This window comes from Clostridioides sp. GD02367 (assembly GCF_045900275.1).
Classification (GTDB): domain Bacteria; phylum Bacillota; class Clostridia; order Peptostreptococcales; family Peptostreptococcaceae; genus Clostridioides; species Clostridioides difficile_A.
This window is the reverse complement of the sequence record NZ_JBJODK010000018.1, coordinates 1-22,093: the sequence shown is the minus strand read 5'-3', so window position 1 is coordinate 22,093 and position 22,093 is coordinate 1. Positions and strand designations below refer to the sequence as shown.

Genomic DNA, 22,093 nt, shown 5'->3' with positions numbered 1-22,093 from the left:
TATTTACCTCAAATAGCTCTATCTTCTATATATCTAAGATAGACCAATCTCTGATAATATAGATTTTTTTAGATAGAAAACATACAATATGTGTTTTTTCCTTCTTCTTTTGCTCTATATAGAGCACTATCTGCATGATGATATAACTCATAAAATTGTTCTCCATCTTCTGGATATACAGAAATACCTATACTTACACTTATTTCAAAATATAAATCATCATACTTAAATGTACTATCTAGTATTTTTAATATATCAAGACCTTTATTTTGTATACTTTCTTTTTCTCCACTGTACTCCATAAAAGCTATAAACTCATCACCTCCTACACGACCAACTATATCTGCTTTTCTAAAATTTCTTTTTAAACATTCAGCTAAGTCAACTAATATTTTATCTCCAAATACATGTCCCATAGTATCATTGACATATTTAAAATTATCTACATCAATCATAAACAGAGCATAACTTCTACTTCTATCACTCGATAGCAATATGTTTCTAATCTTTTCCTCAGTAGTGCTCTTATTTAGCAATCCTGTCATTAAATCATTTTGAGATTGTTCAATTAATTTATTATACTCTTTCTTTTCTTCATCTATATTTCTTATTTTTCCTAGTATGGATATAGCAGTATCTCCAATCTTATCTGGTTCATTAAACTCTATAGAACACCATAAATGCACATTATTTTTAGAGAGTATACGTATTTCTATTGTTTCTGGCTTGTTACCTCTCTGTGCCTCTTCTAAAGCATCCAGTAAGGTCTTACAATCATCTTCATAAATATTTAATAACTGTTCAGTAATTGTTGATTTTGGTTCTACTTGAAAAATATTGTAATAATTATCAGAAAATATTATTGTATCATCCTTAAAATTATATTCAAATAAAATGTCACCCCATTGCTTTAATGCTTTTTGGTATCGATTAGCTAAATTATTAGATGTTCTATCTTTTTCTTCATAAGTTTCATCTGTTACGTCTACTATACTTGAATAAAAATACTGTTTCCCATCCTTATCATTTTCACATAACCTAGAAATTGTTTCTAAAGAAATTAAACGATTGTCTTTGCACCTGATGCGATAGTTGAGTGTAATTATATCTTTAGAATTAATTTGGCTTATTATATCACTTATTACATTTTTTCTATCTTTTTCAAAGATTAAATCAATATACTTTCCATCAAACTTGTTTTTTATTTCTTTTTCTGTATAACCTATTAATGATATAAAACTAGGAGAAATGTAATCTAAAGTGAAATCTTCATCAAAACGAATACATTTTACACAAGCAGGAATATTATCCAGTACTTTCCTGTATTTCCAATATGATTCTTCCATCTCTAAAGACCTCTTCTTAAGTCTATCATTTTCTACAATAACTACAATTAAGCTCTTAAATCCTTCTTTTCCTCTTACGACATTACCTGTTCCGAGTATCCATATAGGTGTTCCATCAGATTTTACTACTCTAAATTCAATAGTTACTATATCACTAATTCCAAGTTGTCTCCTAATTTCATAATTTACATATTCTATATCATCTTGATGAACAAATCCTAATGCTTGATTCTTAAATTTTTCTTCCATCTCTTTAATTGTATAACCAAGCATTCTACGATACCCTTCATTACATGTAAGAAAAGTAAATTCATGGTCCATTCCAACTTGAAATATACCTGCATATGCATTATCTATCAGTTCTTTTATATTCATTGAATGCGTTGGAGTGAGTGCAGAATATACCATGCTCTTTTCCTTTTCTAAAGAAACGTCTTTTGATATAATATCTTCCTGATAGTTAAATGAATCAACATATTTTTCAAAATAATATTCATGAAACTTATCTGCATTTATAGGCTCTTTATAATAAAACCCTTGCAGTATTTCTGGTCTCATCTGTTCAATAATTTTTAAAGTTTCCTTATCTTCAATTCCTTCAACATAGACTGTCATATTCATACTGTGACACAAGTTAATAATTTGTGAAACAATTTTTTGGTCTGTTACATCATATGTAATACGATTTAAAAGAGTATGATTAATTTTTAAAGAATCTGCACTTAATTCACGAAAAATTTCTAAGGATGAATGTTTCGCTCCAAAACTATCAAAGGTAATCTTAATGCCTTGACTTCGAAGAAAATCGAAAGAACGTCTTATTTCTTCTATTTTTTTTATAGTATTATCTTCTGTCAATTCCAATGTTATTAGAGATGGTGGCACACCTTCTTTTCTTATAGTATCTAAAATAAAGAACTTGAAGCTAGGGTTTTCAAGTTGTTGATATGATACATTTATGTTCATCTTGAAATTTGGCATATATTTTATCCATATATTCAGTTGTTTTAAAGCAGTTCTAATTATCCATTGACTAACTTTATCCATAAGTCCAGAAGATTCTAAAAAAGGTATAAACTCAGTTGGGCCAAGTTTCATTTCAAAATTAGGATTCTTCCAACGAAGTAATACTTCACATCCATATAGTTTCTTATTATCAGCAAAAATGAGTGGTTGATAATTTAAATAAAATCCTTTAAAATCATTTAACACACTTTCTCTTAGATACTCTATCAATTTTATAGAATACTGAGAAAAAGTTAACTTATCCTTTGAGTAGACAAGGAGAGTCTTTTTTCCTTGTTTCTTTGCCCTCTCAAAAGTAACACGTGCATTTTGGTACAATGAATCACAATCTATACCATCCTTAGGATAAAAACAAATACTTCCTGATATAGTAAATGAAATAGCATGTCCATTAATCTGTTTTATACATTGTGCTACATCCTGAAACCTATTAAATAGTTTTATTAATTCATAACAATCTCCATCTGGATACAAAACTCCAAAGCCATTTCCATCCAATCTATATAAACTTACATCTTCAGGTAAAAAGGGTAAAATAGCTCTAGAAAATTTTTTTAAAACCTTATCTCCAAATGAGTAAGAATATAAATTATTAATTTGCTCAAAATCATCTATTCCAATAAACATAATTCCATATGGATTCTTCTGATTTTCTAAGCTTGAAAGCATCATCCTAAAATTATAATTCCCATTTAAATTCGTTAATTTATCTATAATATTATTAGTTAATGTCTCCATTAATCCATCCCCCTCAAATTTCAAACTTTTTGAAATAAACATTTATCTATTATTTTTTTATTTTACTAACATTTTATATCTCTGAAAGTTTTTATGTGTATAATAAATCATTACCTAATTCAAAAGCTATTTTAAATATTAGTCTACTTTAAATTTAATCATCAAGTAAATGACATTGAAGATGGAATATCTAATTTATTTTAATAAACAATTAAAGTACCATTTACCTAGAATTTAACTCTTTGAATTTATTTTATCACATTATGGAAATATATTCCTTTTTTTTGAGATATTACTTAAATTATACATATACTTGTACAATAAAAGCAACAATCTACTTATCTATTATTAATTATGTTTAAAAATAAAATTTATAAATATATAATAAACTAATTACATTTAGATATATATATTATAAAAAGATAATAAAATTAAGAATATCGATATTATTAAACAAAAAAATACTTTTTAATGACAATTCTCGTATACAAAACAAATGCATACTACAAATATAGTATACATTTGTAAAGCAATACCTATTTTATATAATCCACTTAATATATTCTAAATCATTAAACAATGAAAATAGCCATGTAACTAAACAATCGCAGAATCTTCTGCTTTTAGAAGTTACATAGCTATTTTCATTACTAGCAATTATAGACTGCTCTTTTAAAACCAATCTTTATCTAATAAAAAATTTAATAGCACTATACACAAAAGGTGCAACTAATATAACGCTATCGAATCTATCTAATATACCCCCGTGACCAGGTATTATCTTTCCATAATCCTTTATCCCTACATATCTCTTTATAGAAGATGCAAATAAATCTCCTAATTGAGCTATTATACTTCCTATGCTTCCTATTATTGCTAATTGAAGCAAATTAATACCAAATAAATATCCAAATATAATACAACAAAGTGTACTTCCTATTATTCCTCCAATAGCTCCTTCTACAGTCTTTTTAGGACTCACTTTAGGAATTAACTTATGTTTTCCAAGTAAATAGCCACTAAAATATGCAAATATATCTGTCATAAAAGATATAACAAATATAAGCCATACATAGATATTACCTTTTTCAAAACCATTTATAGTTATAACTATAAAATCTAAAAACACTCCTATATAAAAAATCCCTAAAAACGTAATCGAAACATCTATAACATTGTTTTTGCCCATCAACATATAAATTATACTTGCTAAAAATAAAATGAAAATCATTGCATAAGTATACTCTAATGGTAAGTTAAAAATATTTTTTATAGCTAAATAAATAGAAAATATATATCCAATAATGAAGATTGGATTTATATCTTTTATTTTAAACGCCTTATAAAACTCATGTAATGCAATATAAACTATTGCCATCTCAGCTATATATAAAGGAATCCCTCCATATACAACAAATAGAAATAATGGAACCAGAGCTAGTGAAGCAATAATTCTTGTAAGCATAAAATAATCTCCTTACTTAAGTCCTCCAAATCTTCTATCTCTTTTTTGATATACATAAATAGCCTTTTGTAATTCTTCTTTATTAAAATCAGGCCAATGTATATCAGTGAAGTAAAACTCAGAATAAGCAACTTCCCAAAGTAAAAAGTTACTCAATCTTTGTTCACCGCTTGTTCTTATTACCAAGTCTGGATCTGGTATAGACTTTGTGCTTAAATAGTTTTTTATAATATCTTCATCAATATTGTTTATATCTATTTTACCACTTTCACAATTTTTTACTATATCTATAAGAGCATTTTTTATATCTGCCCTACTTCCATAGTTTAATGCTAAATTTAAGTTAACTCCTGTATTGTCTTTTGTCATTTCCTTAGCTGAGTTTAATTCTCTTATACAAGTCTTTGGTAAAGCACTTATATCTCCTATAGCTGTTACTTTTACATTATTTTGATGAAGCTCAGCTATTTCATTTCTTAAGTATGTAGATAATAAGTTCATAAGTGTATCAACTTCAATTTTTGGTCTCTTCCAATTTTCTGTTGAAAATGCATATAATGTCAAGTGCTTAACTCCTAAATTTGAGCATTCTTTTACTATATCTCTTATAGTTTCTACTCCAGCCTTATGTCCTGCAGTTCTTGGAAGAAATCTAGATTTTGCCCATCTTCCATTCCCATCCATTATAATAGCAATATGAGTAGGTATGTTATTTAAGTCTATGTCATACATAATGTTGTTATTCATATTTTGCCTCCAATATTGTTCTGACTCCTTAAACTAAGGAGTCAGAAAAGTATGTGATTATTAGTTCTACATTATCACCTATCTCAGATATTTTTATAACTCTAGGAACTACAAGTTTATCTTTATCCTTTTTGCCTTCAATCGATTTTATAGTATAAGTTATATTTTGTTCATCAAAATATTTTTTTACCTCATCTACATGAAGACCTAAAAGGTTATAATATTTTTTCAATATTATACCTCCATTATATCCTTTTCTTTTTTAGATAATAATGCATCTATTTCTTTTATAAATTTATCAGTCATTTTTTGAACTTCATCTTGTGCTTTCTTTGACTCATCTTCAGTTAATTCTCCGCCTTTTTCCATTTTTTTAATCTTTTCATTGGCGTCTCTTCTTTCATTTCTTATTCTAACTTTAAATTCTTCTGCAGCTTTACTAGCTTTTTTAGCTAGTTCTTTTCTTCTTTCTTCTGTTAAAGCAGGTACAGAAAGTCTTATAACTTCACCATCATTTGATGGATTTAATCCTAAATCTGAATTAGATATAGCTTTTTCTATTTCATGCATAGCAGATTTATCCCAAGGAGATATCATCAATACTCTTGGTTCTGGTACAGATATAGCACCAATTTGATTTATCGGAGTTGGAGTTCCATAATAATCAACTCTTATCTTGTCTAACATTTGTGCATTAGCTCTTCCTGCTCTTATAGTCCCAAATTCAAATTTCAGAGCATCAATTGTCCCATTCATTTTCTCTTCTAACTGCTTATGTATTTCTAGTTTCATAATTTTACTCCTCCTTCATTCTTCATTATTTTACAGTAGTTCCTATATTTTCACCTTTTACTGCTCTTATTATATTCTCTGTTGTAAGCTCAAATACCTTTATTGGAATCTTATTATCCATACATAAAGATGTAGCTGTAGAGTCCATTACTTTTAATTCTTTTTGTATAACTTCCATATAACTTAATTCTGTAAATTTCTTAGCATCTGCATGTACTTTTGGATCCTTGTCATATACTGCATCAACATTTTTAGCTAACAGGATAACTTCTGCTTCCATTTCAGCAGCACGTAAAGCAGCAGTTGTATCTGTTGTAAAGTAAGGGTTTCCTGTTCCTGCACCAAATATAACAACTCTTTCCTTTTCTAAATGTCTAACTGCTCTTCTTCTTATATATGGCTCTGCAATTTGTCTCATATCTATAGCAGTTTGAACTCTTGTAGCAACCTCTATATTTTCTAGTGCATCTTGTAATGCCATCGCATTCATAACTGTAGCTAACATTCCTATATAATCAGCAGTAGTTCTGTCCATTCCTTCGCTAGTTCTACCTCTCCAGAAGTTTCCTCCACCTACTACTACAGCTACTTCAACACCTATTTCTTGTATTTTTTTAATAGCAATAGCAATATCATTAACTACATCATTGTTTATACCAAAACCTCTTTCTCCAGCTAATGCTTCTCCACTTAATTTTAACAATACCCTTTTGTACATTGGTTTATCCATCAGAAACCTCCTATTTCAATCCTTCATATCCATTTTTTTCTATTTTTTAAAAAAGAGAACACCTGCGTGTTCTCTCTTTGGTTATTACTTAAGTTGCTTCGCAACTTCTTCTGCAAAGTTTTCTTCTCTCTTTTGTATACCTTCACCAACTTCGAATCTCACAACTTTAACAACTTTTATATCAGAACCTACTGCTTTAGCAACATCAGCAACTAATTGTTTAACAGTTATATCTGGATTTTTAACGAAAGTTTGCTCTAATAAACAAACCTCTTTTAATTCTTTTTCTAATCTTCCTTTAACCATTTTTTCAACTATATTAGCTGGCTTTCCTTCATTTAAAGCTTGTTGAGTTAATACTTCTGTTTCATGTGCTATGTATTCAGCATCTACTTCATCTCTTGAAACGTACTTAGGATTCATAGCAGCAACTTGCATAGCTACATCTTTACCTAATTCTAAAACTTTAGCATCTCTAGCTTCTGTTTCCATTTCAACAAGAACACCTATTTTTCCGCCACCATGAATGTATCCAGCAACTTGTCCATTAGTTACAACTTTAGCAAATCTTCTAAAGTCTAATTTTTCACCGATTTTTGCAACTCTATTATTTAAAACTTCTTGTAAAGTTATTCCTTCTCTATGAGTCTCACCTAATAAAGAAGCTACATCTTCTTTATCAGTAGCTAATGCCATACAAGCAGCATCTTTAACGAATACTTTGAAGTCTTCATTTTTAGCAACGAAATCTGTTTCTGAGTTAACTTCTACCATAGAAGCAACTGTATTATCATCATTCATTTCTATCGCAACTAGACCTTCAGCAGCAACTCTACCAGCTTTTTTAGCAGCTTTTGATAATCCTTTTTCTCTTAATAAATCTACTGCTTTTTCCATATTTCCTTCAGCTTCTTGTAAAGCTTTCTTGCAGTCCATCATTCCTGCGCCTGTACTTTCTCTTAACTCTTTTACCATTTGAGCAGTTATATTAGCCATTTTTTAAGTTTCCTCCTACTTATTCTATTCCATATTATAAATGGTAAGGGCGACCCTTACCATTTAATTGTCAAATTATTATTCTTGGTCTTCAGCTACTTCTTCTTCAGCACCTTGTCTACCTTCGATTACAGCTGTTGCCATAGCACCAGTTATTAATTTTACGGCTCTTATAGCATCATCATTTCCTGGTATAGCAAAGTCTAATTGCTCTGGGTCACAGTTAGTATCAACTATACCAACTACTGGTATACCTAATCTATGAGCCTCTTGTATAGCTATGTTTTCTTTTCTTGGGTCAACTACAAACATTGCACCTGGTAATTCAGGCATGTCTTTTATTCCACCTAAGTATTTTTCTAGTTTTTCTTTTTCAGCTCTTAATTTTATAACTTCTTTTTTAGGAAGAACATTAAATACACCTTCTTCTTCCATTTTTTCTAATTCTCTTAATTTATTTATTCTAGTTTTTATAGTTTTGTGGTTTGTTAACATTCCACCTAACCATCTCTCATTAACAAAGTACATTCCACATCTTTCAGCTTCATCTTTTATCGCATCTTGAGCTTGTTTTTTAGTTCCTACGAATAAGATTGGCTTTCCTGTTTCAGCTACTTCTTTAGTGAACTTGTAAGCTTCTTCAACTTTTTTAACTGTTTTTTGTAAGTCTATTATATATATTCCATTTCTTTCTGTGAATATATACTTAGCCATTTTAGGGTTCCATCTTCTTGTTTGATGACCAAAGTGAACACCTGCTTCTAATAATTGTTTCATTGATATTACTGACATATTTTACCTCCTGGTTTTATACCTCCAGCTTGATCTTCTCCCTAAAAAACCATGTAATAGGCACCTTTTAAGGATCCCAATGCTGTGTGTGATTTATTTTATTTTTTCACCTCTAGTAGTATATCATAGAGGTGAAAAAATAACAATATTTTTTCCATATTTTCTATTTTTATATTTTTTTGTGTATTTTATACCATTTTTTTGAATTTAATTTGCAAATTTCATTTTTAATTTTGTTTTTAATGATATATTGTCTACATTATTACTACTTACTATATCTACACTTCCAAGTAAGTCACCTGAATTAGTATAGTATTTTATAGTACCCATAGTATCACCTTTTTTAACAGGATATTCTATATCTTTAATCTTTACTTCTGATTTTATACTTTCATCATCTTTTAATACTGTGTAAAGTTCATCCTTAGCTTTTAAAGTAACTTCTAATTCTTTCATGCCTTTAATATATTTCTTACCAATAAAACTATCTTTATCAATTAATTTTTTCATATTAAAATTTTCTTTTCCATATTTAAGTAGTGCTAAAGAAGCAGATGTTCTTTTATTTTTATGATTAGTACCCAATACTACACCTATTACTCTACGTTTTTTCTCATTTTTTTCATTTTTGTTTACAATCATAGAAAATGATAAACAATATCCGGCATTACCAGTATATCCAGTTTTTATACCATCTACTTCTGGTATAATTCTTAATAATGCATTTGTATTGCTTTTTTCAAAACTTCTATCTGAATTTGTATATGTCTCCATATCAGTTATAGCTGTTACTTGTTTTTCATAATGGTCAAACATGTATTTGCCAAGAATAGCTATATCCCTTGCAGTAGATTTATTTTCTTTTGCTGGTTGTTTTGGATTATTTAAATCGTATATTGGAAGACCATTTGGATTTAGAAAATGTGTATTTGTCATTCCTATTTCTTTTGCTTTTTTATTCATTCTATCCACAAACGCTTCCTTAGTTTTACAAATATGTTTTGCTATAGCAATTGCCGCATCATTTCCTGATACAATCATAAGACCTCTCATAAGCTCTATAAGTGGTACTTCTTCACCATTTTTAAGTTTATAACTTGAACCTTTTACAGATGCAATAGACTTGTCTATTTTTACTACATCAGTTTCTTTTACTTCTTTATTTTCAATAGCTTCTATTGCAAGTAAAAAAGTCATCATCTTACTTAAACTAGCTAATGGTACCTTCATATCAGGTTCTTTACTATATAAAACTCTACCTGTCTCTTGGTCTATAAGTATAGATGTTTTTGAGTATTTGTCTACAGATTTTTCATCTGCAAATGAATAAGTTGGTATTATAAAAACTAGTATCATGGCTAATGCTATAATTTTTCTTATTGCATTTTTCAATTTTTTCACCTTCTTGGATTATTAAGTATATTTATATTTAAATTTTCCCTATTTAGTCCAATTTATATCTAGTAATTAATACCTATCCATATTTACACAGATATTATCTTATCATCCTTTTAATAATCACAGATGCCCAAATTGCTCCTATTGTAACTCCAAAAAATACTTCTATTCCTGCTAAAGCCTTTCCAATTAAACTTGTAGCAACCATATCTCCATAGCCTACTGTACTAAATGTAGCCATACTAAAATACCATAAGTCTATATACATTCTAAAAATCTCACTTAATGAATAATCACCTATATTATTTATATTTAAAGCTACAAGTGTACTATTTGAACTTTGTATGCCTACAAACAAGTATAATAAGGCAAAAACACTTATTATCACTATAATTACTAACAATATATTCCATGGCTTTTCTCCATAACCTGTAGTATAACGTGCTACTTGGTCAAAAAATTTCTCAACTAAATAATCACTGAAAGTAGGATAATCAGAGCGTTTCATTATTTTACTACTATAAATTCTTTCCTTATAATAATAAAACCCTATCATTTCGTATTCTCCAATTTTTGTTGCTTGATTTCTAGCTATTCTATAATTTATCTTTCCATGCTTATACTCACTTTTATCATACTCTACATTTTTTAGTACAAACTTTGTACACATACTAAAAATAATTCCATCCATTCGTGGAAAATTTTCTGCTCTATTAACTACTAAGTCAGGTCCTTTAAATTTTACTTTTTCAAATATACGGTCATTTATATAGGCTTTACTGAATCTTGTTTTATTAAAATCACAGTTTTCTAGAAATACACCACCATTAAAAAACACACTTTTTCTAAATTCTGTATAGTTAAAAATAATATTCTTTTTAAAAATGTATTTTTTAAAATTTACTTTCTCTTTAAATATTACTTCAGAAAAATTCAATCTTTTGTAATCATAAGTTAATATTTCTTCTGCATTAAATTCATTTTCAAATATAAACCCATCAAATTCACTAATTTCTTCTTTATAAATAGTATCCATCATTAGTTGTATATCTTTATCAGACTTATGTTCTTTATGAAAGATACAATATCCAGAAGAATCCGCTTCTCTAGGGCATTTTTTTTGTCCATCTATTTTAGATATCCATTTACAGTTCATAAATATCCTCCAGTACAAAACAATTATTACTATTTTGTATTAGTTTGGATATTATTTTATTTTATATACTTAAATACTTATAAAATATATATTAACTTGTTTATTTTAAAATTTTTAATATCTTACTTACAAATAAGAGAATAAATTTTATCTATACTTTTATTTCTTTAAGTAATAAATACAACTTTAAAATTACTTATCATCCTTGAGTAATTTTGTAACTATATTTAGTGCTACTAAGTCATCCATAAATCCTATTGGAAATACAAAATCTGGAATAACATCTGTTGATATTACAAAATAAAGTAACATACTTCCAATCAATAAATATTTCTTTATTGTAAGTCCTCCTGTACAAAAGTCAGCATACATTTTTCTTAGTCTATCTGTAAATTGACCTTGCTTTTCAATAGAATCTACTTTTTTACTAAAATTATCAAAAAGTAGTTTTTTCCCTTCATCTGTCTGTACATATAATTTGCACTTACTCAATTCTTTTTCAATGTTTCCATTAAAATTCTTATCATTGATTAAATTTGCAAATCCAAGAATATCATCAAAATTACTAAAATCACTCTCTGTATTAAATATTTGATTATTATTGCTTTTAAATTCATGTCCTGAAGCTTTTAATAACTCTTCTAAATTAATATTTAAATGTATTGCTATCTTTTCCAAGTGATTTATATTGGGTTTTTGCTTATTATTAGCTATACGAGATATAGTAGCTTTGTCAATTCCACTTTTTTTGCTCAATTCTCCCATTGATATATCTTTTTCTTCTAGCAAAATCTTAAATAAGTCACCGAAATTCCCAACCGCACTATTTTGTTCCATCCTTTTCACCTGCTTTATTATGATTGGTTTTATATTATTAATATGATTGTTCTGTTACTTAGGTGTTGTATGATGTTGAAATTTTATCAACAATTTATTGGTTTATCTGTAACAATTTATCCATTTTTACAATACTATAACTAATATAAGTACAAAATTTAAGAGAAAGGATGTTAATCTGCTGTGATTGAATCAATTTTATTAGTGACTTCTCTTTGTATAGATGCCTTTGTAACAAGCTTTGGATATGGCGTAAATAAAGTTAAAGTTCCTTTATATTCAAATATAATTATTAGTGTAGTCTGTTCAGCTATTTTAGCAATATCACTTTTTGCAGGTACAATCGTTAGAGATTTTTTACCTCAAAATATAACAATGTTAATATGTTTCTTTATCTTATTTTTATTAGGAAGTGCTCGACTAATTGAAAGCTTTTTTAAATCTTATTTTAAGAAAAAATCCATACATTCAAAAGATTATAATCTTAATATGTTAGACCTTAAACTAAATTTTAATGTAAGCATTGAACCTGATACTTTAGATACAAGTAAATCTAAAATACTTAAGTCCGCTGAAGCATTTACACTTGCTATTGCTCTAAGTCTAGATGGATTAGCAATTGGATTTGGTAGTGGTCTTGTAGGAGTAAATTATATACAAGTTATTCTATTTTCTTTACTCTCAAATATAATTGCAGTTCTACTTGGTTGCTTACTAGGAAATGTATTTGTTAAAAAAATAAATCTAAACTTATCTTGGTTAAGTGGTTTAATACTGTTGGTCATTGGATTTATGAAGATATGTTAATAAAGAAGCTATCTAAAAATAAAATTTTATCTTTAGATAGCTTCTTTTGTGTTTTTATATTTGTTTTCTATTTTCTCTAATTTCTTTCTGAATCTTTTTAAGAGCTTTCTTTGAACCTCTCTGAATGTCTTTTTCTAATTTTCTATCTTCAAAACTAGTAAACAAGGTATCCAAATCATATCCTTCTGGATATAATTCTGACGCTTTTATACTAAGTTCCAATCTTTTTATGTTTACTGAAATAAAATCATCTTTAAATAATACTTCTACATTATTAAACTTGTCTGTTGGTTTATATACAACCCCAAAATCATTTTCATCTAATAATTTTACCTTATCTCCTACATTATAATCTGTATAGTTTGAAATAATTTCAGAGTTTTTATTTTCTTCAACATTCGATTGTAATTTACTTCTTTTAACTAAGTCTAAATTATAGTTTCTATCAATTATATATTCTTTAGCTCTCTCTAGTACTCTATTTTTTATTCCCATTTTTTTTGAAATAAAAAGAGCATTACTATCCTCAGATTTTCCTATAGTCAACTTATACATTGGTTCTAAAGTTTCTTTATCAAACATCATACCAGCATTTTCGAACTCTGGATGTAAATTAGCAAATTTCTTTATCTCTCCATAATGAGTTGATGCTATTGTTATACATCCCATTCTGTAAAACTCTTCTAATAATGATATTGCTAATCCTGAACCTTCATTAGGTTCAGTTCCACTTCCTATCTCATCAAATAGAACAAGAGTAGAATTATTTGATGAACTCATAATCTCTGCGATATTTTTTATGTGTGATGAAAAAGTACTTAATGCATTTTCAATACTTTGATTATCTCCTATATCCACAAAAACTTTTTCAAATACACTAAATTCACTGCCTTCTTTTGCAGAAATATCAAATCCACATTGAACCATTAAAGTTAATAATCCAACGGTCTTAAGAGTTACAGTTTTCCCTCCTGCATTAGGTCCTGTTATTACAAGACTTCTGTAGTCTTTTCCTATTTCAAAATCTAAAGGTACAACATCTCCTGTTAGAAGAGGATGTTTACCTTTAATTATTTTTATATAGCCATTATTATTTATTTTCGGAGTAATACCTTTTATTTTTTGACTATACTTAGCTTTTGCAAATACCATATCATATTCAGAAAGTATTTCTATATTTAATTTTATCTGATTTATCTTATCAAATATAAGTTCTGTTAAATAAGATAAGATTTTATATTCTTCAATGGTCTCATCAGCTTTTAACATAGTCAATTCTGTACTTAGATTTGAAACACTTATAGGTTCAATAAATACAGTATTTCCCTTTGATGAGGTGTCTAATATAGTACCATCAACTTCATTTTTGTAGGAAGCTTTAATTGGTATTACATATCTATCATTTCTTTTACTTATTATAAACTCTTGTATATATTTTTTATTTATAGTTGATGTTATAAATTTATTTAGTCTATCTTTTATCTTTCCTTCTGTAATTTCTATATTTCTTCTTACTTTTTTTAATTCTTTACTAGCATTAGAATCGACTTTATTCGATTTTATACAGTAATTTATTTCATCTTCTATATTTTTACATTCTGTTATATTTAAAGCATAGGAACTTAATGTAGGTGAATAAAATTCTTTTTCTAGCATAAAAGCTTTAATCTTCCTACATCCTCTTAAAAAATCTTCAATATTTACAAGTTCAATTGGTTCTATTATCATTCCTTTTTCAATTTTGTCTATTGTAGAACCTGCATTAAACAATCCTTCAAGTGGTATATGATTGCTATTTTCAATTATCTTTCTAGCTTCTTTATTTTCTGCTAACTTTCTTCTTACTACTCCAATATTACCACTAGGAGTTAATTTATCTATCAGATTTTTTCCAAGTGAGCTTACACAATATGCTTTTATTAACTCTTTAACTTCGTTTAGTTGTAATCTTTCAAATGTATTACTATTCATTATTTTTTCTCCTTTATTTATAAGTCATAGGCTTTTAAATCCCCATACCATTTACTCTGATAATAGTTATTTTGTGAACGACTTAATAAATAAGGAGTTATTCTGCATCAAACTCCTTATTTATTAAGAAGCTTAACCCCGGACTCATTACTATTAGTATTTTTCTTCATAAAAAACTGCTCCTTTTCTATTTTTACTTAATCATTTATCTTGGTGCTCCTAATATTATTTCATAGATTCCATCTTCATGTCAATAAAAATAATTTCATTGATATTTTTGCATAATAAAAATTGTACTTCATCAAGAATCCATAAATACTTATACTCATTATATCCTTATTTTTCAACACACTTTTTAAACTTTCTATTTATTGTATTAACATAATCTCTTCATTTGCATTTTATATTCTTTTATGAGAACAAAAAAATAGCTAATAATAGTAAAACAATTTTACATGCTCTAACAAAATCAGCTATTTATAATCTAATATAATTTTAATCTTTCTTAACTTTGAAAATTAACCTTTATAAGTAATCAGTGGCTTCATAGTTGCCACTACTTGAATAAGCTTATACTCTATCAAACTTTCAATAATTTGTTCTATATTTTTATAAGCTTCTGGAGCCTCTTGAAATAATAAATTTATATCATTACATATAATATGGCTTTTAAATTTAGTTTGTTTTATGTTGTCTTTATTATACTTGTTTTTAAGACGAGATTTACAAATTGAACGAGACCATTTTCTACCAGCTCCATGTGACAGAGAATATAAAGATATCTCTGTATTTTCAGTAGGCATAACTATATATGATAAACTCCCTCTCGAACCTGGTATAATTACAGCTCCACTTTCACTTGAAACAGCGCCTTTCCTATGTATAAATTTATCTTGTCTTTTCTCTATAAAATTATGATTTATAGATAATATCTTTTCAATATTTCCAGATGTACCTATTGATTGCATAATTTTTTTACTGACAGCTTCACGATTACGTTCTGCCCAAATTAAAGCCTTATCATGACTTTCCATATACGCTCTTGCTTTATCACTTTCAACCTCAATACCATTTTTATTATAAAATTTATTCAAAATAGTTTCTCCATAATTTCTTGAGCCACAGTGGACCAACATCATTATATCATCAGTTGATAATCTTAATTGTTCAAATTCTTCTTTATTATAAACTTCATTTACACACTGAAACTCTACAAAATGATTTCCACCTCCAATAGTTCCCAAATTTAAAATTGGACATTCTTCTTCATATATATCTGCTATTTCTATATCTGATAAGTCTTTAATCTTATCAAGAGATTTAATCCATCTTTCTTTTTTAAATTTCTTTTTTGAAATCCCAATTTTAAATAAGGTCATTCCACATCCTATATCATTTCCAATTATATGTGGATAAATAAAGTCACTAGTTTCAACAGCTAGACCAACAGGTATTTTACCTGCATGTAAATCAGGTAATCCTACTATTTTTAAAACTCCATTTAAGTTTGAAATATCTTCAAGCTGTTTCTTTGCTATATCTTCAATCCAACACTTATTGCTTGCTATTATTTTTATTTCACTCATACTTTGCTCCTTTTTAATATGTTCCTGCCTTTAAAAAGTAGCAAAAAGCTGTGACTTTTAGCCACAGCTTTTTATTCTAAATTACAAAAGCAGGTGGCTATTTGTTAAAATATTCTTAGATGTTTGATACCTCATTATTTTTTTCTAACATAATAACCACTTCCTCTCATAATTTATGACTAAACTAGATTTTCTATCTATATGTATATTGTTCATAGATATTGCTTTTAAATATGTAATATATAGTTTTTATATTATAGAGCTGATAATAATCATTGAAATCATAACTATTGCTAGACCAGCAACAACAAGTTTTTTATGTAATTTTTTTCTCACTTTAATTTTTTCTTCTTTTTTTATCTGTACGACTTTTTCTTGTTTCTCTTCTTTTTTCTCATCTTCAACTTCTATATAAGCTTTTTCATACATTACTTTACTTAAATCAACAATAATATCATTGGCTCTAGTATACTTGTTATTTCTACCAAGAAGCCTCTTTATAACGTTTATAAGTTCTGTATTCCCATTAATTGCTTTTATACTATTCCAATCTAATCCTTTATCAATAGACTGTAATATTTTTTCTTCTGAATTCGATTCTCCAAAAGGTAATTTTTTAAATATTGACTCAAATAAAATAAGCCCTGTCGCAAAAAAATCACTTTCTTTATCGGTATAATTTATACATAGTTGATGTGGGCATAAATACCTTCTATTTCCATAACTTCTTGTATTAACCCCATTATTTGCTTTTGTAATTCCAAAATCACAAACCTTGATATTATATTCTGTATCTACTATTATACTACTTGATTTTAAACTACCATGATATGAATGATTTCTATGTATCATTTCTAAAGCTTTTAAAACTTGTATCATTATATTTACAATTGCTTCTAAATGAAGATAATTCCCTAGAATTAATTCATCTAATCCGATACCATTAAAGTCTTCACTTACAACATAATACAGTGTTGTTTCTTCTGTACAATGAATTCCAACATCTATTATTTTTAGTATATAAGGAGAGTTTATTTCATCTAAAGCAGTACTTTCATCAATTAAATTTGAAACAAAATCCCCACAGATATAATTATTGTGCTTTATGACTTTTATTAGCACATTTTTTCTGTAAAAAACATCTCTAGCTTTATAGATTTTGTTAATTTCTAAAACGTCATCAGAATTTACTACCTCATATCTATTGCCTATAAAATTCAACCATGTCACCTCCTCATACATTTTATATAACTAAATCTATTTACAATTATACCAATATATAGGAATATTTTCTATATATTAATGACTCTAATATCAAAACAAGAGTCAATAATGTTACTTTTATACAAAAAAAACAAGAAAGTCAGAGGCTTCCTTGTTTTTTTGTATAAATATCACTTTAAAAAATGATTTATTTTTTTAGTTCTTTATAGGAACTATTTGATATATGTTCTTTTTTTATTACATTTCCATTTGAATCTTTAAATATTCTATATGTAGAATACTTATTTTGACCAGTCTGTTTTACTTCTATTGATATATTAGGTTTGTCACTAGAGTTACCATATATTACTGATGATACACTTCCTCCACCTGCATAGTTTTTAATATATACAGGATGGTCATATGAATTTTTAAACTTTAAGTTTAATCCTCCATCACTTACAGTAGCATCTCTTCCTTTTGGCACATACGTTGATGCAGACGAATGATTTGTGACTTGAGTTATCTCCATTCCTGAGATAAGAGCAGCGTTATAAATTGTTGAAGATGTCTGGCAAACACCTCCACCTGCTGATTGTTCTAATTTCCCATAAACTATAACTGGTGCATCCTTATAACCATTAGCCTTATTGCTAGGTCCTGTAAGCTTATTATATGAAAACTCTTCACCTGGCATTAATAATACATCACTAGTTTTTCTTGCTGATAGACCTACATTATATGACCTACCTTCTACAGCCTGAGAATAAGTGGTTGAATATTGACCTATAACAGAATTCACAGTTTTTACTTGCTCAGTTGTTATGTCTGGTTTTTGAAGATTTACTTTAAGTTCTAAAGACTTATGCTCTTTATTCTTTATCATATTATATATAGATTCTTTGTTTGCTGCTAAATCAAACTCTCTTCCTACAACAGAATCTGTATAATTCAATCCTCCACTTCCAACACTAATAGAAGCATTTTTCATTTTGACATTGATACTATCTGCTATAGATGATACTTTTGAACTAAGCTTTGCCTCATCATAACTGGATTCTATTTTTAGAGCTAGCTTATTTATTCTTATATCAATATATTTTTTTAAGTTTTGAAAGTAAGAGCCTTTTTTTGTAGTCTCATATGCATTTTTTACAACTTCTTCTGTATTATATCTTAAGTCAATATCTTTTGGAGATATTGTATATTTTTTCCCATCATAACTAAGATTTAAATCTTCTGGAATATACTTACCTGTTATAGCTTTTAATGCTTCTTCTTTAGTCATATCAGATACATTTATTCCTTCTATATACACATTTTTAGCGATTTTCCCATTATACAGAAATTTGTTATTAAAAAAATAAGTAAATCCTCCTATAGCTACAACTAAAATTGCTAATACTATTATAAGATTTCTCTTTCTTTCTTTTCCTAATCTTGAAACCCTTGTTGCACTTCTGCCCATAACTTCACCTCATTTTAACACTAACTTAATTTTGCCTAATAGAGTTTCCATTTCAAAACTACTTTAGATTATATTTGAATAGCTTTTTTTAAACAAGGAATTTAATCAAATGTAACTTTATTGTAAATTTATGTCTTATAATTAGTTTTATTTTTGATATTTTTTTATTATATTTTTTTATTATTTCTTAATAAAAAAATCAAGGATTTTATAATAATTAGTTTAAATTATATTAAAATTTAAATATAACCTATCACTGGATAATGGTCTGACAAGTAAATTTTTTCTACTTCATATCCCTTTAACTCAACATTTTTATTAACAAAAATGTAATCTATCCTAGATTTTGATTTTTCAAATGTAGATAGATGAGACTTAGCTAGTGAAATGGCAATATCATTAAACATGCTTAAAAAGACATTTTCCTCATTAAAGTCACCACACAAAACAACTATCCCCACTAATCTGTTTCTATAGTCTATTATTTCATCTAATTGTTTTGCTCTTTCTTGTCTATCAAGACCCAAGTGAGTATTTATTATATTTACTATTCTTCCATATTCATCTATAGTCATACAAAGTGCTCCTCGTTGTTCTTTTTTGCTAGTTAGGAAAAAATGATTACTGTTTAATATTTTAAATTTTGTAAACGTGCAAATACCATATATCATACTTACTTTTTTTACGTTTGTAGCAAATACACCATCCATATTTAAAACAGTTTTTAAAGCTAAAAATTGAGGATATAATACTTCTTGCAAACAAATTACATCACACTCCAACTGTTTTAAATATGTTCCCATTTTAGTTAGAGTTAATCTATTATTTGAATCCATACCTTTATGAATATTGTAGGTTACTATTTTCATAATAATATCACCTCTTATGTAATATAATACTTATTAAAGTTTAAACTTATTTATTTTTCACTTAATAACATTACTTAGCTTATAAAATCAATTACTTATTTAATTACTTATAAACTTTATCACAAAAAAACCTAACTTAAGTATTTATATACTATATAAGTTAGGTTTTATAAACTATTATAATATTTATTATTTCATTCATTTCTAATGATGATTCTCCTTTTTTATCTTTTTCAATTTGCCTTCACTAACAACAAATAAAAATCCCATCTTCTTATATATTTCATCCAATTCAATTAAAGTTACTTCACCATTTTTTAAATTTGTTAATGTTATATCTTGTATTCTTCTTGATGGAATTATCATAAGTTATCAACACTCCTTTAAATTCTTTTTAATCTTTATATTTAAATATATTTATGTATTATGGTATATATTCATAAATTATTAAAATAAATTCAAAAAACATCCGTTCTGCAAACATTCGTTCTGTATATTTATTATACATCATACAGACGTTCGATTCAATACAAAAATTAAATATATCTCGATTCTAGTAAGTTTTACAATGTTATGCACTAAATATGTCAAAATATCTTTTTTATATAAATTATATTGTCAAACAAAAAATCATCTCAATAAAAGCTTACACTTAAATTGAGATGACTTTTCTTATATAAAAGTATTAGTTTAATATTGTTTTTTATTAAGCTAACATATGTAATATTTGAGTTACCATAAGAGCACAATATGTACCTATGACATTTCCTAAAAGTCCCATAAGCACTCCTACTGGTATTAATACTGGGTTATGAACTCCAGCAATCATAGGTGCTGTGGTTACTCCCCCTATATTAGCTATACTTCCTACCTCACAAGTAAATAAATCTAGTTTAAACAATTTTGCAAGTCCTATAAATGAAATAGCATGTACAAGTACTACTACTAACCCAAACATTATGTAAACAGGTGCTTCTGACAATCCAAAGAAATTTGCTTTACTTCCTGTAGCTGCAAGAAGTAAATACATAAACACATTCCCTACTAATGTACTTCCCTTAAGTTTTGATATTTTAGTCATACCTAATAGTATTGATACTGTAGATGCAACGAGTACTACCCACATAGTTTCATTAAGTATTCCCGAAGTTGGAAGTATCTTAGATACAATTTGTGCAAAAGCTGCTACTCCAAACCCAACAGAAAGTAAAGTCATAAGTTCTACAAATGTGGGTGCTGTATTATCTTTATTTTCTTTCTCAAGTTTTGATGTAACTTCATCTATAAAACTTGTATCACATTTTGTCCATTTATTAAATTTAGGTCCAAATTTTACAGACATTAAACAAACAGACATCCATACTGTATATCCTATAGAACCCATAAGTATTGCATAGCTAAGACCTTCTTCTGCAACTCCTAAAGCATTTGCTGCAGCAATCATATTTGATGAACCACCTATCCATGAACCAGATGCTGCTCCAAGAATTTTCCATGAGTCTGCACCCATTGAACCTTTAAAAATTATAAATGCTATAACAAATCCAAGCATAAATGTAAATGTAGCACAGAAAAATGATAATAACATTTTAGGACCCATTTTTAATATTTTTCTTAAATCACACTGAATTAACAAGAAAACTAACATTAATGGTAAAAAATTTACTGTTATTATATTTTGATATATTCCAACATCATCATTTTGTGCAAATAAACCAAATGATGCTAGTATAGCTGCTCCTAAGTATATTAAAAGCATTGGATTAATTACATCAAATATTTTCCATTTCAATTTATCTACCATAAAAAAAATTACACCTACAAATACAACTAAGAAACTACAATATACAAATCCATTCTCAATCACAATATACACATCCTCTCTTTTCTTAATTAATTTTATTTTTTATGATTACTAATAAAGACCTTTTCTTCAGAAAATAAACAATTAAAATAAATATTTTTATCTATATTATGCTAATTAAATACATATATACTTAACTATTTACATATATTAATAAAGGTTTGCAGATTAATTACTTTAAAAAATGAATAATCTGAATTTAAATTCTTTTCCAACAATTATTTTATTACTAAAATTTTTATTTGTAAAGATAATTAAACTAAATATTTTATTTATTCATTCATTTTGTTTTGTATTTATTT

General features: G+C 27.2%; 19 protein-coding genes. 1 reads left to right on the top strand and 18 read right to left on the bottom strand.

Annotated elements, in window-relative coordinates; genetic code table 11:
• Positions 1-68: 68 nt before the first annotated feature.
• From Q3223_RS18090 to Q3223_RS18040, 11 genes are all read right to left on the bottom strand, one after another.
• Positions 69-3,110, bottom strand: a complete 3,042-nt coding sequence (locus tag Q3223_RS18090; RefSeq protein WP_054270595.1) for a diguanylate cyclase domain-containing protein — start codon at positions 3,108-3,110, stop codon at positions 69-71.
• Positions 3,111-3,795: 685 nt separating this feature from the next.
• Positions 3,796-4,575, bottom strand: coding sequence for a phosphatidate cytidylyltransferase (locus Q3223_RS18085; protein WP_054270596.1), 780 nt, complete (start codon positions 4,573-4,575; stop codon positions 3,796-3,798).
• 12 nt (positions 4,576-4,587) lie between these two features.
• A complete protein-coding gene (locus Q3223_RS18080) occupies positions 4,588-5,322 on the bottom strand; it encodes an isoprenyl transferase (protein ID WP_054270597.1) in 735 nt (244 codons plus the stop codon).
• A 28-nt stretch (positions 5,323-5,350) separates the two neighbouring features.
• Positions 5,351-5,554: a hypothetical protein gene (locus Q3223_RS18075; RefSeq protein WP_054270598.1), complete on the bottom strand. Its 204-nt coding sequence runs from the start codon at positions 5,552-5,554 to the stop codon at positions 5,351-5,353.
• 2 nt (positions 5,555-5,556) lie between these two features.
• A complete protein-coding gene (gene frr / locus Q3223_RS18070) occupies positions 5,557-6,114 on the bottom strand; it encodes a ribosome recycling factor (protein ID WP_021384992.1) in 558 nt (185 codons plus the stop codon).
• Between the two features lie 25 nt (positions 6,115-6,139).
• Positions 6,140-6,844 carry a UMP kinase gene (gene pyrH / locus Q3223_RS18065; protein ID WP_021384989.1) on the bottom strand — a complete coding sequence of 235 codons (705 nt, stop codon included), beginning with the start codon at positions 6,842-6,844 and terminating at the stop codon, positions 6,140-6,142.
• 84 nt (positions 6,845-6,928) lie between these two features.
• On the bottom strand, positions 6,929-7,840 hold the full coding sequence (tsf, locus tag Q3223_RS18060) for a translation elongation factor Ts (RefSeq protein WP_054276922.1): 912 nt from the start codon (positions 7,838-7,840) through the stop codon (positions 6,929-6,931).
• A 78-nt stretch (positions 7,841-7,918) separates the two neighbouring features.
• Positions 7,919-8,632: a 30S ribosomal protein S2 gene (gene rpsB / locus Q3223_RS18055; protein WP_003424537.1), complete on the bottom strand. Its 714-nt coding sequence runs from the start codon at positions 8,630-8,632 to the stop codon at positions 7,919-7,921.
• A 207-nt stretch (positions 8,633-8,839) separates the two neighbouring features.
• Positions 8,840-10,024, bottom strand: a complete 1,185-nt coding sequence (locus tag Q3223_RS18050; RefSeq protein WP_176702528.1) for a D-alanyl-D-alanine carboxypeptidase family protein — start codon at positions 10,022-10,024, stop codon at positions 8,840-8,842.
• A 103-nt stretch (positions 10,025-10,127) separates the two neighbouring features.
• Positions 10,128-11,186: a potassium channel family protein gene (locus Q3223_RS18045; protein WP_054270601.1), complete on the bottom strand. Its 1,059-nt coding sequence runs from the start codon at positions 11,184-11,186 to the stop codon at positions 10,128-10,130.
• Positions 11,187-11,378: 192 nt separating this feature from the next.
• On the bottom strand, positions 11,379-12,023 hold the full coding sequence (locus Q3223_RS18040) for a helix-turn-helix domain-containing protein (protein WP_054270602.1): 645 nt from the start codon (positions 12,021-12,023) through the stop codon (positions 11,379-11,381).
• 183 nt (positions 12,024-12,206) lie between these two features.
• Between Q3223_RS18040 and ytaF the strand changes: the two genes are divergently transcribed.
• Positions 12,207-12,830: a sporulation membrane protein YtaF gene (ytaF, locus tag Q3223_RS18035; RefSeq protein ID WP_074179643.1), complete on the top strand. Its 624-nt coding sequence runs from the start codon at positions 12,207-12,209 to the stop codon at positions 12,828-12,830.
• A gap of 54 nt (positions 12,831-12,884) precedes the next feature.
• Here the strand turns inward: ytaF and Q3223_RS18030 are convergent, their stop codons facing one another.
• From Q3223_RS18030 to Q3223_RS18000, 7 genes are all read right to left on the bottom strand, one after another.
• On the bottom strand, positions 12,885-14,801 hold the full coding sequence (locus tag Q3223_RS18030; protein ID WP_074179642.1) for an endonuclease MutS2: 1,917 nt from the start codon (positions 14,799-14,801) through the stop codon (positions 12,885-12,887).
• A 518-nt stretch (positions 14,802-15,319) separates the two neighbouring features.
• Positions 15,320-16,387, bottom strand: coding sequence for an RNA ligase RtcB family protein (locus tag Q3223_RS18025; RefSeq protein ID WP_407812337.1), 1,068 nt, complete (start codon positions 16,385-16,387; stop codon positions 15,320-15,322).
• A gap of 249 nt (positions 16,388-16,636) precedes the next feature.
• Positions 16,637-17,617 carry a protein kinase domain-containing protein gene (locus tag Q3223_RS18020; RefSeq protein WP_223152915.1) on the bottom strand — a complete coding sequence of 327 codons (981 nt, stop codon included), beginning with the start codon at positions 17,615-17,617 and terminating at the stop codon, positions 16,637-16,639.
• A 181-nt stretch (positions 17,618-17,798) separates the two neighbouring features.
• A complete protein-coding gene (locus Q3223_RS18015) occupies positions 17,799-19,058 on the bottom strand; it encodes a VanW family protein (protein WP_054270607.1) in 1,260 nt (419 codons plus the stop codon).
• A gap of 239 nt (positions 19,059-19,297) precedes the next feature.
• Entirely contained in the window at positions 19,298-19,927 is a 630-nt protein-coding gene (locus Q3223_RS18010; RefSeq protein WP_054270608.1) for an endonuclease/exonuclease/phosphatase family protein, read from the bottom strand.
• 204 nt (positions 19,928-20,131) lie between these two features.
• A complete protein-coding gene (locus Q3223_RS18005; RefSeq protein WP_003424559.1) occupies positions 20,132-20,293 on the bottom strand; it encodes a hypothetical protein in 162 nt (53 codons plus the stop codon).
• Positions 20,294-20,633: 340 nt separating this feature from the next.
• Positions 20,634-21,794 carry a DUF819 domain-containing protein gene (locus Q3223_RS18000; RefSeq protein WP_054270609.1) on the bottom strand — a complete coding sequence of 387 codons (1,161 nt, stop codon included), beginning with the start codon at positions 21,792-21,794 and terminating at the stop codon, positions 20,634-20,636.
• Positions 21,795-22,093 lie beyond the last annotated feature (299 nt).